12 protein-coding genes are annotated in these 13,807 nt (G+C 34.8%); 7 read left to right on the plus strand and 5 right to left on the minus strand.

Annotated features, from left to right (window positions below):
* Window positions 1–67: 67 nt before the first annotated feature.
* Window positions 68–544 carry an OsmC family protein gene (locus tag EZ428_RS05775; protein ID WP_131552147.1) on the plus strand — a complete coding sequence of 159 codons (477 nt, stop codon included), beginning with the start codon at window positions 68–70 and terminating at the stop codon, window positions 542–544.
* 72 nt (window positions 545–616) lie between these two features.
* Here EZ428_RS05775 and EZ428_RS05780 read toward each other — a convergent pair whose 3' ends face one another.
* A complete protein-coding gene (locus EZ428_RS05780; RefSeq protein WP_131552148.1) occupies window positions 617–2,500 on the minus strand; it encodes a M1 family metallopeptidase in 1,884 nt (627 codons plus the stop codon).
* A gap of 187 nt (window positions 2,501–2,687) precedes the next feature.
* On the opposite strand from EZ428_RS05780, the gene greA reads away from it, so the two are divergent.
* Together greA and EZ428_RS05790 are read left to right on the plus strand one after the other, a co-directional pair.
* Window positions 2,688–3,161: a transcription elongation factor GreA gene (gene greA / locus EZ428_RS05785; RefSeq protein WP_131552149.1), complete on the plus strand. Its 474-nt coding sequence runs from the start codon at window positions 2,688–2,690 to the stop codon at window positions 3,159–3,161.
* Window positions 3,162–3,232: 71 nt separating this feature from the next.
* Window positions 3,233–3,622, plus strand: coding sequence for an HIT family protein (locus tag EZ428_RS05790; protein WP_131552150.1), 390 nt, complete (start codon window positions 3,233–3,235; stop codon window positions 3,620–3,622).
* Window positions 3,623–3,699: 77 nt separating this feature from the next.
* Here the strand turns inward: EZ428_RS05790 and EZ428_RS05795 are convergent, their stop codons facing one another.
* The 3 genes from EZ428_RS05795 to dtd all read right to left on the minus strand — a co-directional run bounded on the left by EZ428_RS05795 (window position 3,700) and on the right by dtd (window position 5,508).
* A complete protein-coding gene (locus tag EZ428_RS05795) occupies window positions 3,700–4,551 on the minus strand; it encodes a hypothetical protein (protein ID WP_205945607.1) in 852 nt (283 codons plus the stop codon).
* Window positions 4,552–4,713: 162 nt separating this feature from the next.
* Window positions 4,714–5,040: a nucleotide pyrophosphohydrolase gene (locus EZ428_RS05800; RefSeq protein ID WP_131552151.1), complete on the minus strand. Its 327-nt coding sequence runs from the start codon at window positions 5,038–5,040 to the stop codon at window positions 4,714–4,716.
* 9 nt (window positions 5,041–5,049) lie between these two features.
* A complete protein-coding gene (gene dtd / locus EZ428_RS05805) occupies window positions 5,050–5,508 on the minus strand; it encodes a D-aminoacyl-tRNA deacylase (RefSeq protein WP_131552152.1) in 459 nt (152 codons plus the stop codon).
* Window positions 5,509–5,572: 64 nt separating this feature from the next.
* Between dtd and EZ428_RS05810 the strand changes: the two genes are divergently transcribed.
* Complete coding sequence (locus tag EZ428_RS05810) at window positions 5,573–6,586, plus strand: hypothetical protein (RefSeq protein WP_131552153.1); 1,014 nt, start codon at window positions 5,573–5,575, stop codon at window positions 6,584–6,586.
* On the plus strand, window positions 6,543–9,059 hold the full coding sequence (locus EZ428_RS05815; protein WP_131552154.1) for a hypothetical protein: 2,517 nt from the start codon (window positions 6,543–6,545) through the stop codon (window positions 9,057–9,059). The genes EZ428_RS05810 and EZ428_RS05815 overlap by 44 nt, the downstream gene beginning before the upstream one ends.
* Before the next feature lie 93 nt (window positions 9,060–9,152).
* Here EZ428_RS05815 and rsgA read toward each other — a convergent pair whose 3' ends face one another.
* Window positions 9,153–10,073: a ribosome small subunit-dependent GTPase A gene (rsgA, locus tag EZ428_RS05820; RefSeq protein ID WP_131552155.1), complete on the minus strand. Its 921-nt coding sequence runs from the start codon at window positions 10,071–10,073 to the stop codon at window positions 9,153–9,155.
* Window positions 10,074–10,603: 530 nt separating this feature from the next.
* Between rsgA and EZ428_RS05825 the strand changes: the two genes are divergently transcribed.
* Together EZ428_RS05825 and thrA are read left to right on the plus strand one after the other, a co-directional pair.
* Window positions 10,604–11,047, plus strand: a complete 444-nt coding sequence (locus tag EZ428_RS05825) for an RDD family protein (RefSeq protein ID WP_165501712.1) — start codon at window positions 10,604–10,606, stop codon at window positions 11,045–11,047.
* A 300-nt stretch (window positions 11,048–11,347) separates the two neighbouring features.
* Window positions 11,348–13,804: a bifunctional aspartate kinase/homoserine dehydrogenase I gene (gene thrA / locus EZ428_RS05830; protein WP_131552157.1), complete on the plus strand. Its 2,457-nt coding sequence runs from the start codon at window positions 11,348–11,350 to the stop codon at window positions 13,802–13,804.
* The last annotated feature ends 3 nt before the right edge of the window (window positions 13,805–13,807 follow it).

Genomic DNA, 13,807 nt, shown 5'->3' on the forward strand with positions numbered 1-13,807 from the left:
TATTTGAATGTTAGATTAAGAGACTTTGTCTCGCATCTCACATCTCAATACTCAATTCTAACTTGTTATGGCAAAAGAACATCAATACAAAACCAATTTAGTTTGGGCGGGCAACAAAGGTTCAGGAACAATGGATTATCGCTCTTACGACCGAGATTTTGTTGTCTCAATTGAAAACAAACAACCTATTTCAGGCTCATCAGATTCGGTTTTTTTGGGAGATAAAACGAAATACAACCCAGAAGACCTTCTGTTAGCATCGGTTTCGTCATGCCATATGCTTTGGTATTTACATTTATGCTCTAAAAACGATATTGTTGTGATGGAATATAAAGATAATGCCGTGGGAACAATGGTAGAAAATACTGATGGAAGCGGACAATTTTCTTCAATTTTATTGCAACCAGAAGTTTTGATAAGCGACAAAGCTCAAATTGAGCAAGCTAATGCTTTACACGAAGAAGCAAATAAAATGTGCTTTATTGCTAATTCATTAAATTTTTCAGTAAAACATCAGCCAGATTGTAAGGCTATTAATGGTTAAAAAGAAAGCCGCAGATTCGCAAATTTAAATGTATTAATCTGTGAATCTGCGGCCTATTATTTTAAGGTCAAATTACTTTGTTGACCAAGTGTTATCATTTGGAGTTGCATCCATGAAAATACCTCCATCTAATGTTACTGATGTGATTTTCTTTGTTCCTGCAAAACGTACCGTTGCCAATTTCTGATTAGCTTTCCAAACAGCTGAGGTTTGATGTAAAGTTTGCTTTGTTCCATCAGTATAGGTAATTACCACATCAAAAGGAATTGCGAAACCACCTTCATTTTTAATGCTTACGGCATTTTTTCCGACAGTTGCTGAAACTTTTGAAACAGCCAAATCAATATAATTATTACTAAAAAACCAGTTGTTAAAAAACCAGTTTAAGTTTTGTCCAGAACCCGTATTCATTGAGTTAAAATAATCCCAAGGAATTGGATGTTTGCCATTCCAATTGTCCATATAGGTATGCAATGCTTTTTTGAAAGTAACATCGCCTAGCATATCTTTTAATGCCAAATAAGATAAAGAAGCCTTACCATAAGAGTTGTTGCCATAACCTGCGCCAGATAATTGTGTAGACATAGAAATAATAGGCTGGTCTTCTTCAGTAGATTTATCCTTGATGTAACCATTAACTCTAAATTGTTTGTAAAATTGATCAGCTGCTTCTTTTCCTTTTTCGGCAATGCCGATTAAATACTCTAGGGTTGTTGCCCAGCCTTCATCCATAAAAGCATAACGAGTTTCGTTAATGCCCATGTAAAAAGGGAAGTAAGTGTGCGCTATTTCGTGGTCTTGAACCAATTGTGCAAAAGAAGCATCGCCCATTTGCGAATCATTAACCATTCCTGGGTATTCCATATCTGCAAAACCTTGAAAGGCCGTCATTTTTGAGAACGGATAAGGAACGCCTGGCCAGTTGTTAGAAAACCAAGCTAATGCATAATTGTTATTTTTTACAGAATTAACAAAATCAGTTCCTTTTACATCATAAGCTGCTTGGGTGCTAGCTCTTCTATTGGTTTTATTATCTACAACTACGCTTCCTGCATCCCATAAATAAGTGCTGCTTAGCGCAAAACAAACATCAACTATGTTGTTTACAGAAAACTTCCAAGTATTCCAGTCGTTTTGCAAGGTAACTTTGCCACCTTTCATTTCTTGTTCGGTAGCAATATGGATAACATCATCGCTGGTGTAAGATTTTTTTAATCGTGCAGCGAACTCAGGTTGTAAAACTTCATCAGGATTTAATAGATCGCCTGTGGCATAAACAACATAATTTTTTGGAGCTTTAATAGAGAAAATATAATCGTTAAAATCGTTATAAAACTCCTGCCTGTCTGTATGTGGTAATCTATCCCATCCGTTATAATCATCATATACAGATACACGAGGATAACTATAAGCTACAAACATACTTGTAGGGTCAATTTGTCCTTCTCTTCCGCTTTCTTTCGATAAAGGATAATTCCAATCGATATTTAGCAATGCTTTTTGACCAGGAAGCAATGGTGTTTTTAATTTAACATCACCTGTGGTTCCCCAAGCTTTACCATTTATGTTATATACCTCGCCGTTAATTTTAAAAGAAGTAATGGTTAGCCCAGCTGAAAGAAAATCTTCACTCACATTACCTCCTCTGGATGATGTTGGCTTGTGTAAATTATTTACAAAACGTATGGTAACAAATTTTAAAGTATCCTTGCTATTGTTTGAATAATCAATGGTTTCTGTGCCACTAACAATCTTCGTTTCTGGATTTACGGTAATTTCCATATTGTATTGGCCGTGATTTTGCCAGTAATTTTTTCCAGGTTTACCATCTGCAGCACGTGTGCCTTTTTGGTAAGCGGCCTTAATGTTTCTGGGCATATATAAATCTTGCGCCCAAAGATTTTGTAAAGATATTGTAGCAATAACTAGAAGTGATAATAGTTTAAGTTTTTTCATTCGTGTAAAAATCAGAATTTAAAGTTAGCAAATGCTGATGAAGGTTTGATGAAATAATTAGTGTCAAAATATTTGCTTTTGTAAAAATTGCCTTATATCTTCGTTTTAATTGAAGCAAGACTATGTAGGCTAGATGCCGATGTAGTCTTGTTTGTTTTTTATAGGATTTCACAAAGAATAACTAAGTATGTCAGACGTAACTTATTATACCCAAGAAGGTTTAGATAAACTGAAAGAGGAATTGCACAAATTAAAAACTGTGGACAGAGCGGCAATATCTAAGGCTATTGCTGAGGCAAGGGATAAAGGCGATTTATCTGAAAATGCAGAGTACGATGCAGCGAAAGAAGCGCAAGGTTTACATGAGGCTAAAATCTCAAAAATGGAAGCTACACTTTCTAGCGCAAGACTGATTGATGAGAGCAAGCTTGATTTAACCAAAGTTTTGGCTTTGTCTATCGTAAAAATTAAAAATGTTAAAAACGGCGCTACAATGACTTATCAATTGGTAGCCGAAAGCGAAGCAGATTTAAAAACTGGAAAAATTTCGGTAAAATCTCCAATTGCACAAGGCTTATTAGGAAAATCTGTTGGAGACACAACAGAAATCCAAGTGCCAGCTGGTAAAATGGAATTTGAAATATTAGAGATATCAAGATAACTTGATGTAAGATGTAAAAGGTAAGATGGAACTGTCTAGATACTTTATACTAAATACTAAATACTCAAAAAATGAGCATATTTTCTAAAATCGTAAGTGGAGAAATCCAAGCACACGTTGTTGCAGAAACTACAGAGTTTATGGCTTTTTTAGACGTAAATCCATTAGTAACGGGACACGTTTTGGTTATTCCAAAAAAAGAGATTGACTACATTTTCGATATGGATGATGAAAGTTATTTCGGATTAACGCTGTTTGCTAAAATTGTTGCTGTTGGATTAAAAAAAGCTTTTCCTTGCAAAAAGATAGGTGTTGCAGTTATCGGATTAGAAGTTCCGCATACACATATTCATTTAATACCAATGAACAATGTGAGCGATATGAATTTTAGTAAAGAGAAACTAAAACCTACTCAAGAAGAATTAGCCGAGGCAGCGGCGAAAATTAAAGCCGAGTTATAAAATAAATAGCCACAGATTCGCAGATTGAAAATGTAAAAATCTGCGAATCTGTGGCTAAATAAACCAGTTGATTTCGTTTAATTAGGTGCTACAGTCGTGGCTACTGTTAACACTGGCCAAAAACCTGGCCCAGCACCAACACTTACTCCCTTATTCTCTCCTCGAATAGCATCTTGACCAAAATAATACAAAGGCCAACCTTTATAGGTTAATTGCTTTTTACCTATTGTAGTTACGTCAATTACTGCAATCAAATCCTTTGTTATGATAGATGGTACACTTTTCAATTCACCTTCGTAAACTGGCCAAATACCATTCTTAGTTAAGTCTGTAGTGAAAGTGTTTTTATTGTTTTTATCTGGCGAGAAAGCATAAAGTGTTCTCCCTTTAGAGTCTGTGAAATAAATTGTTTTTCCCGTTCCCTCTGCATAAGTTTTGGTATACGTTTTTCCATTTAAACCAGTTAACTGAAAATTAGCAACCATTAATGCATAATCAGGTTTTGCAACAAACCAAATTCCACCCACTCCATCTCCATTAGTCTGTCCTGCTGCTAAGTCGTTCATGTAATAATACAATGGATAACCTTTGTAGGTAGTTTGTTTTTTGCCATCTGAGCGAGTTATAACGGCAACTTCTGAAGCGTTTACGTTTAAATCGGTACTTGCATTTGCAGAATAATAAACTGGCCAAGTAGTTTCGCAAGCACCAGTACAATTTGCTGTTCCTGCAACATCAGAAGCAAAGAAGTACAATGTTCTACCAATACTATCAGTTAAAACTGCACCAAATTTTGAATCCGTGGAGATTTGAATACCTTTTTTTACCATAGGAGTTTCTTCAGGTTTATCCTTTTTACAAGCAAGAATAAACAATAAGGCTAGGCAAATAATGCCAACTGGGGTTTTTCTTAGATAAATTAACATCATGATTTCGTTTTAAATTAGTTTTATACTAATGGATACGAAACGATGTTAATTAAGGTTGCTTTTGATGTAGGATGGAAAATTTAAGATGGAAAACAGATTGTTAAATAATGAAATGATTATGGAGCTGTAAGGTTCAAGACTATTGACTGACGACTCAAGACTTTATTTCAACTTCTCATTATTCTTGTGCCTATCTGCATCACGAATAGTTTTCTTCTCCAGATTTTTAATCAACGCTTCATTTAAATCTATACCGGTCTGATTTGCCAAACAGATCAATACAAATAAAACATCAGCCATTTCATCTGCTAAATTCACTTCTTCATCACTTTTTTTGAAAGATTGCTCACCATATTTGCGAGACATGATTCTGGCAACTTCACCAACTTCTTCCATTAAGATGGCGGTATTTGTAAGTTCATTAAAATAGCGAACTCCTGTTGTTTTTATCCAGTTATCAACACTTTCTTGCGCTTGTTCAATCGTCATAATTGTATATTAATGGTTGTCCTTATCTTTCGTGTCCATTATAATTGTAACCGGTCCATCATTTAATAAACTGATTTTCATATCAGCTCCAAAAATGCCACATTGTACTTGTTTATTTAGCAATGTTGATAACTGTTTAATCATTTGCTCGTACATCGGTATAGCTTTATCAGGCCTTGCGGCTCTGGTAAAACCTGGTCTATTCCCTTTTTTGGTAGCGGCAAATAATGTAAACTGGCTAATCAATAAAATGTTTCCATCAATGTCTGAAAGCGATTTATTCATCAAATCATTTTCATCTCCAAAAACTCTCATATTGGCAATTTTTTGAGCCAACCATTCCAAATCTTCTTGTGTATCTGCATCTTCAATGCCTAATAAAACCAAAAAACCGGTTTCAATTTCTCCAGTAATTTGACCATCTACTTTGCAACTTGCTTGTGTAACTCTTTGTAAAACTGCTCTCATCTTTTATTAAAAATACCTACTAATACGTATAGCTTCTAATCATTATAAATATTAGTTTTAACTAATGAGATACAAGTATATACTGTTTTTTATAATTCTACTAACTGCTTGCCAAGAAAAGCGAGAAGTAAGTACGTCTTTTTATTATTGGAAAACAGTTTATAAACAGAACAAAGTCGAAAATCAACATTTAAAGCAATTTCAAAGCAAGAAAGTTTATATAAGAATGATGGATGTTGATTTAGATATCAACCAAAAAGCTGTGCCTATTGCTCCGATAACTTTTACCGATTCAATCCCTAAAAATCTAGAAATTGTTCCTGTGGTCTTCATTGTTAATGAGGTGCTAAAATCACAAAGCGAGGCGCAGTTAACGCAATTGGCCTACAATATTTTAGCTTTTGTTAAATCAAAAGTTTTACAATCTGGACAAAAAGATTATGAAGAATTGCAAATAGATTGCGACTGGACTGTAACAACAAGGACTAAATATTTCGAATTGCTTAGAAATTTAAAAGAGCATAATAAGACAAGGATTTTATCCTCAACATTAAGGCTGCACCAATTAAAGAATCAAGAGAAAAGTGGAATTCCTCCTGCAGACAAAGTTTTGCTGATGTGCTACAACATGGGAAATCTTCGTCAGTATGGAAAGCAGAATTCTATTTTAGATGTGTCCGAACTTCAAAAATACGCAGGTACAAATCTTGGTTTTTATCCGATGGATATTGATGTTGCTCTGCCTTTATTTTCTTGGAGTGTGGCTTTTAGGAATAAACAATATGCAGGGATTTCTAAAAGAGTTAGTTTATCAGATTTGCAAAACAAGGAAATATTTATTATCCAAAGTAATGGTTTATACCTGGCAAAAACAGATTTGCCAACATTCGGATTAATTAAAAATGATGAAGTGAGGTATGAGGAAAGCAAAGCTGAAGACATTAAAAAAACGGCTGAATATTTATCGTCTTACTTATCAGAAAAACCAATAAATTTAATCTACTACCATTTAGACCAAAATCTACTCAAAAACTATGAAATCACTCAATTGGAAGAAATCGCTGATATTTTGCGTTAGTTTCTTTGCTGTTTTCTTTGGCGAAGTTGCCGTAAATATTGCCTGTGGTCCAGAGCAAGATCCATATGATTATTATGTTTCTTACTTCCACAATAATGTGCAAGGTAATGAATACTCGCCTTTTGCTTTTAATGAAATGGTTTACTTATATAACGAGAATGAAGTAGAAAGTGAAGCAGAAATTAATAGTACTGAGTGGGCAAAATATTTGAATGTAAAAAAGGAAGATGTTTTTAAAGTAATGTATGCGGCTGATAGTGCAACAAGTGTAAAGTTATCAAGCTTTCAATCGATAACAAGTTTGCCTGATAGCTTAAAACAGAATAGTTTTTTACAATCATTAACGCAGAAAGAGGGTGCGAAAAAATACTATTTATTTGCTAAAAGTGTTGAGCCATTGGTTACTAAAGACTTTGACATATGGAATCCTGTGGCAAAAGACAGTTTATTAATGTTAAAAAAAGCTGATGAGGCAAATGAATTAGCGCTATATGAAAAGGATAATTTTCTAAAACTTCGTTATGCTTACCAAGCAGAAAGATTGTATCATTATAATGGTAATTATGAAAAAAGTAAAGCAGTTTATGAAAAACTAATTGAAAAGAATGAAAGTATTAGTGCAGTGAAAGGTTGGGCTTTGGCTATTTATGCCGGTGCGGTAAGGTACGCTGGTAAACCAGATGAAGCAGCTTATTTATTTTCGAAAGTCTTTGCAGGTAATCCAGAAAGAAGAGTACAAGCATATAAAAATTATTATTACACAAGTTCGCCATTGGAAAACGCATTAAAGTTTACCAAAAATAATGCGGAAAAAGCCAGTGTTTGGGCAATCAATGCTTTTGGAAACCCTACTCCTGATTTAGAGAGTTTGCATAAAATTTATGAATATGCACCTTCAAGCTTATTAAATGGAGCTTTATTGGTAAGGGAAATTAATAAGTTGGAACAAAATTTAATTAAAGAAAGTACACTTTCCACTAATCCTGCAGACTTCTACTTTAATCGTTATAATGATGAAAATAAAAATGTAGATAGCCTACAGAATGCAAGCTTAAAACACTTACAATCCATTAAAGACTTTGCTCTTAAATTGGCGGCAGATAAAAAATATCCTCAACCAGAACTAGGAACTATCAGCGCTGCTTATTTATCATGGATGGAAAATAACCCTGACGAAAGTTTAACTTATTTAGCCAGTTTAACAAACCCTGATAAATTACCAGAAAGATTAACAAATCAAGTTAGAATTATTCAGCTCTTAATCTCTGCCACAAAAATTAATAAAGGAAGTGAGTTTAAGGAAATAGAACTAGTTCCCGTTTTAAAATGGTTAGATGAGAAACGTTTCGCTGAGAATATAGAAAAGCCAACAGCAAATGAAAATTATTACGACTACGATTGGGCAAATGGAGAGAATCGTTTTACACTTACAACTAGAAATTTCTATCAGCAAATTCTAGCTCCAGCTTATGCTAAAATGAAGGATACCGCTAAAGCAGCAATGGCAATGTTAAAAGGGGATTTGAAATTTAAGTCTTCAAAACAGGCTGCTTTTTTAAACAACATGAGTGCATCAACTATATATTTCTGGCAGAATAGTTTAAGTCCAAAAACAATGTTAGCAATTGCTGATTTAAAAGTAAATTATAAAAGTGATGGTTTAGATGGAATGCTAAGTGAAGGACTAAATAAATTAAGTTCAGATGATTTTTATGAACTTTTAGGCACTACTTATTTGCGTACACACGAATACGATAAAGCATTAACCGCATTCAATAAAATATCAGTTAAATACAAATACTTTGCGCCAAGTAATTGGTATAGCGAAAAAGTAGACCAGAAAACGTATGCTAATCCATTTATAGAAAGGATAAGAGATTATCCAAAAAGATACGGGACTAAATCGCCTGGTATCACAAAAAAAACCTTTGCCCAAGAAATGCTAAGGTTGCAGAAATTAACAGTGAGCGACAAGGCAAATGCAGCTTTGTATTATTACAAAATGGCTAATGCAATTTACCAAACTGGTTATTATGGTAATTCGTGGTTTTTGATTAGTTACGATTGGAGTAGTTTTTCCAATTTCGAAAAGCCAACAAATAGTTACGATGCAGATTATAAGTTAGCCTTAACAGCAGAAAATTGGTATTTAAAAGCTAGAACCTTAACAAAAGATGTTAATCTAAAGGCTAAATGCACATTTATGTTAGCCAAATGCCAACAGAAAAAAATCATCAATAATAGTTATGGCAACATCAATTGGTATGATGATGATTATAAAGAAAGCAATCGCAAGTTTTTGGCGCTAAACTACAACAACCCCTACTTTAAAGAAATGAAATTGAAATATGCTGCAACACCATATTATAAAATTGCAGTGGGAGAGTGTAGTTATTTTAGAGAGTTTTTACGACCTACAAAATATGTTAAACCTAAACAGCCCAGAGTAATTGTAATTGATAAAGGGAGATAAAAGTTACGGGTTATAAGTTAAAGGTTGCAGGTCTGGATGCAGAAAAGTTATGTGCTTAGAACTGTAACTCGAAACCCGCAACTCGCAACCAAGCTATGCTCTAGTATCATTATTATGAAAAATACTCAAATAACTTTCATACCTGCTTATTTCAATTTCACCTTCCTCAACAGCTTTAAGGACAGCACAACCAGGTTCATTTACATGGCGGCAATTGTTAAAACGACATTGATTTAAGCGTTCACGCATCTCCACAAAATAATGGCTTAACTCTTCAGGTTTAATGTCAAAAACACCTAATTCCCTTATTCCGGGAGTGTCAATTAAGTAGCCGCCAAAAGGTAAAGTATGCATTTCGGCAAAGGTTGTAGTATGCTGACCTTTATCGCTCCAATCAGATATTTCGCCAGTTTTAATCTCAAAACCAGGTAATAAAGCATTAATTAAACTTGATTTTCCAACGCCCGAATGACCAGAAAATAAAGTCGTTTTATCTTTTAATAAATCTTTTATTTGGTCAACATTTGTGCCTTTTAAAGCAGAAACCTCATAACAAGGATAGCCAATTTTCTCGTAAATGGCTTTGTACTCAGCCAGAAATTCTAAGCCTTGCTTGCTAAATAAATCTAGCTTGTTAAATATTAAACAAGTGGGAATACTGTAAGCCTCAGAAGTCACCAAAAATCGGTCAATAAAACCTAGTGAGGTTCTTGGCGAAGCCAAGGTAACAATAAGAAAAGCTTGGTCTAAATTAGCCGCGATGATTTGCGCTTGTTTAGAAAGATTTATTGATTTGCGGATAATGTAATTCTTTCTATCCTGCAACGTGTCAATTACACCAGTTTCGGCATTTGGCTCTAATTCAAAGCCAACTTTATCGCCAACGGCAATCGGATTAGTGGTTTGTATACCTTGAATCCTAAATTTACCTTTAATACGGCAATCGTAGGTTTTACCATCTTCGGCATAAACTTGATACCAACTTCCTGTAGATTTAATGACTAATCCTTGCATAAAGCACAAATGTAAATAAAATGTTGAGCGTAGCGAAATCCCGAACGTTCGGGATAAAATGGAAAACGTGTGTAGGATTATTTTGAAAAGCAAATGCGGCGTTTCAATTGATGGAAGTCCTGCCATTCGTTTCAATCTTTTTTGTTGTTGTCATACTGAGCTTCTCGAAGTACTGCAACAAAAAAGTATTTCCACTACTGTCAGGTTTAGAGAATTTAAAATTGTGCAAGAACTTAAATGTGAATGCGTAAAAAACAAAATGTAGGTCGCAATTCCCCTCCGCTGGAGGGGTGCCCAAAGGGCGGGGTGGTTATTGAGTAATTCAGGTGCTTTTGTGCTTCTTTACTAATTCGCTACCTTCAAAGCAACTGTAATAGCAGCAAAAGCCTTTCATCCTTAAACCCGATGGCACGAAAAGCCCCGTTTTTCTCGGGCTTGTAGGAACAGCGGGACAGAACTCTCCCTATAATTGCTGAACTACCTTTTCTAAAATGTTTATATATTTAAAAAGAAAAATAAACACATATATCTTGAAAACTAAATATAATTTAGCCAGAAAAATTGCTGCAACAATTATAGATTATACTTTAATATTTGCATTCTATATTTGGTATATTTTTGAATTTGGGTTGCCTAATGAAGAGGGGAGTTATACAATATCTGGCCTAGGTGCGCTTTTGCCTATCTTGGTATGGGTTTTATATTTTGTAATCGCTGAAAAATATTGTGCTGCTACTTTAGGACACGAAATTGTAAAGCTTAAAGTTGTCTCTGTTGATGGCGCTGAATTGTCATTTGGTCAAGTTTTTAAACGTAGAATATGCGATGCGCTTGAAATATCTTGGTGTTTCGGTATAATTGCTTTTTTTATAGCAGAGAATAATGATAAGCATCAACGTCTTGGAGATATTCTAGCGAAAACTTTGGTGATTGGGAAAAATGATGTTTATGAACCTGTAAGAAACAGATTTTAAATCATTGATAATTATGCGGTAAAAATCTAATATCCTTGCCATTCTCGCAACTGCTAAACCGTTTTAATAAAAAAATAAAATTATTTTTAAATAATACTTGACATTGTAAAAAATAATGACCTACTTAGCGGTGTAGAAAAGACACTAAGAACAGAAATGATTTTAATCAACACAATTATTACCACAACAACATCAACAACAGGTAAATACCTGATGGGGAAACGCTAGTGGAATAATTTAAACACAATATACAAAGCGCTCCCGACAAAATCGGGAGCGCTTTTTTTTTAACCTTATATCATGAACATTTTAAAATTTGGTGGTACATCAGTAGGTTCAGTAGAAAGCATTAGTGCTTTGTTGAACATCTTGGCAAAAGAAAATCTGCAGCAAGAACAACCAGTTGTCGTTTTATCGGCTATGAGCGGTGTAACCAACCTGCTTACATCAATGGCAGAAAAAGCTGCACTGGGGCAAGATTATAATGAGGAGTTAAAAGCGATTGAGCAACGTCACTTTGAGGTGATTAGAGCTTTATTGCCAGCTTCTGCACAAAACCCTGTTTTAACAAAATTGAAATTGTATTTCAATGAGTTAGAAGAATTGTTGCAAGCCATTTATAATTTGCAAGAACTGAGTTTACAAGCCAAAGATTTAGTGTTAAGTTATGGCGAACGTTGTTCTGCTTTTATGGTTTGCCATATTGCCAAGCAACAGTTTCCTGAAGCTATTTTTGCAGATGCAACACAATTCATTAAAACAGATGGTAATTTTGGTCAGGCTCGAGTAAATACACCATTAACAGATTTTTTAGTTAAGGATTTCTACGAAAACAATGCAGGTAAAATGCTTTTTGTTACGGGTTTCATCGCTAGTAACGAAGCCAATCGTGTTACAACTTTAGGCAGAGGTGGTAGCGATTATACTGCAGCAATTTTAGCTTCGGCATTAAATGCTAACGAAATCCAAATCTGGACTGACGTAAACGGTATGATGACAGCTGACCCAAGGATTGTAAAAAAAGCTTTTCCGTTGGAGGAGCTGAGTTACATCGAAGCAATGGAATTATCTTATTTCGGTGCTAAAGTGATTTATCCCCCAACAATGACTCCTGCTTTCTTAAAGAAAATCCCAATCGTAATTAAAAATACATTTGATTCAGATTTCAAAGGGACTTATATTTTACACGGTGCAAAACATTCGGCATTGCCAATAAAAGGGATTTCTTCTATTGATGATATCAGCATCATTAATTTAGCTGGTAGTGGTATGGTGGGTAAAGCAGGGTTTAGCGGAAGATTGTTTTCATTATTATCTCGTGAGCAAATCAACATTGTTTTAATTACTCAATCATCATCAGAGCATAGCATTACTTTTGCAGTAAAACCGGCAGATGCAGTTACAGCAGTTAATCTTATTGCAAAAGAATTTGATTTAGAGTTACAAGCTAAAAAATTAGACCAACCAGAAATTGAAGATGGCTTAGCGGTTTTAGCTATTGTCGGCGAAAATATGAAACGTACACCTGGTATTTCTGGCAAGTTGTTCCACTCGTTAGGAAGAAACGGTGTAAATGTTCACGCCATTGCGCAAGGTTCATCAGAATACAATATCTCGGTAATTATTGCTAAGGCAGATTTATCTAAAGCGGTAAATGCAGTACATGATGCTTTTTATACAGAATTGAATAAAACCCTTCACATTTTCTGCTTAGGGACTGGAAATATTGGTAAAACTTTGTTCAAGCAATTACAGGTTCAAATGCCTTTCTTGGCTAAAAATAACGATTTACAGGTAAAAGTAATGGGAATTAGTAATACTCGTAAAATGCTTTTATCACCCAATGGCATCGCTTTAGAAAACTGGGAGGAAACTTTAGATACACAAGGTGAAACTGCAAACTTGGAAGATTTTGTAGCTCAAATGAAAGCAATGAACTTACCGAATTGTGTATTTGTAGATAATACCGCTAGTCCGAAGACAGTGCCATTTTACCAAGGAGTCTTTGAAGCAAGCATTTCAGTAGTTACTTGTAATAAAATTGGTAACTCTGCAAGTTTTGCGCAGTATGAAACTTTTAAAAATACTGCTCGCAAATTTGGTGTAGATTTCTATTACGAAACCAATGTGGGTGCAGGTTTACCTATCATAAGAACTTTAAAAGATTTAATGATGAGTGGTGATAAAATCGCTCGAATTGAGGCTATCCTTTCTGGAACAATATCTTACATTTTTAACCACTTTAAAGGTGATGCTGCTTTCCACGAAATTGTTAAAGAAGCGCAAGAATTAGGTTATACTGAGCCAGACCCACGTGATGATTTGAACGGAAGAGATTTTATGCGTAAAATGCTAATTCTAGCGCGTGATGCTGGTTATGCTTTTGAGGAAGCTGATGTTAGCATTCAAAATATGTTGCCAGATGCCTGTTTGCAAGCACCAACAGTAGAAGAGTTTTACAACCAATTAGAATTGAATGCAGATTATTTTACCAAGTTGAAACAAGAGGCAGAAGCTAGTAAAAAAGTGTTAAGATACATTGGAAAACTAGAAGATGGAAAAGCCTCAATCACCCTGCAAATGGTAGATGAAAACCATCCGTTTTATATGCTTTCGGGAAGTGATAACATTATCTCTTTCACAACTGATAGGTATAAGGTTAGGCCATTAGTAGTTAAAGGTCCAGGTGCTGGTGCAGAGGTTACTGCTGCGGGAGTTTTTGCAGACATCATCAATGTTGGGGGCGAAAGGGGGTAAGTT

Source organism: Pedobacter frigiditerrae (assembly GCF_004331645.1).
Taxonomy (GTDB): domain Bacteria; phylum Bacteroidota; class Bacteroidia; order Sphingobacteriales; family Sphingobacteriaceae; genus Pedobacter; species Pedobacter frigiditerrae.

Excerpts from the sequence above, each read along its gene's own strand:
- EZ428_RS05775 (WP_131552147.1), top strand. The coding sequence starts at position 68 with ATGGCAAAAGAACATCAATACAAAACCAATTTAGTTTGGGCGGGCAAC.
- EZ428_RS05780 (WP_131552148.1), bottom strand. The coding sequence starts at position 2,500 with ATGAAAAAACTTAAACTATTATCACTTCTAGTTATTGCTACAATATCT.
- greA (WP_131552149.1), top strand. The coding sequence starts at position 2,688 with ATGTCAGACGTAACTTATTATACCCAAGAAGGTTTAGATAAACTGAAA.
- EZ428_RS05790 (WP_131552150.1), top strand. The coding sequence starts at position 3,233 with ATGAGCATATTTTCTAAAATCGTAAGTGGAGAAATCCAAGCACACGTT.
- EZ428_RS05795 (WP_205945607.1), bottom strand. The coding sequence starts at position 4,551 with ATGATGTTAATTTATCTAAGAAAAACCCCAGTTGGCATTATTTGCCTA.
- EZ428_RS05800 (WP_131552151.1), bottom strand. The coding sequence starts at position 5,040 with ATGACGATTGAACAAGCGCAAGAAAGTGTTGATAACTGGATAAAAACA.
- dtd (WP_131552152.1), bottom strand. The coding sequence starts at position 5,508 with ATGAGAGCAGTTTTACAAAGAGTTACACAAGCAAGTTGCAAAGTAGAT.
- EZ428_RS05810 (WP_131552153.1), top strand. The coding sequence starts at position 5,573 with ATGAGATACAAGTATATACTGTTTTTTATAATTCTACTAACTGCTTGC.
- EZ428_RS05815 (WP_131552154.1), top strand. The coding sequence starts at position 6,543 with ATGAAATCACTCAATTGGAAGAAATCGCTGATATTTTGCGTTAGTTTC.
- rsgA (WP_131552155.1), bottom strand. The coding sequence starts at position 10,073 with ATGCAAGGATTAGTCATTAAATCTACAGGAAGTTGGTATCAAGTTTAT.
- thrA (WP_131552157.1), top strand. The coding sequence starts at position 11,348 with ATGAACATTTTAAAATTTGGTGGTACATCAGTAGGTTCAGTAGAAAGC.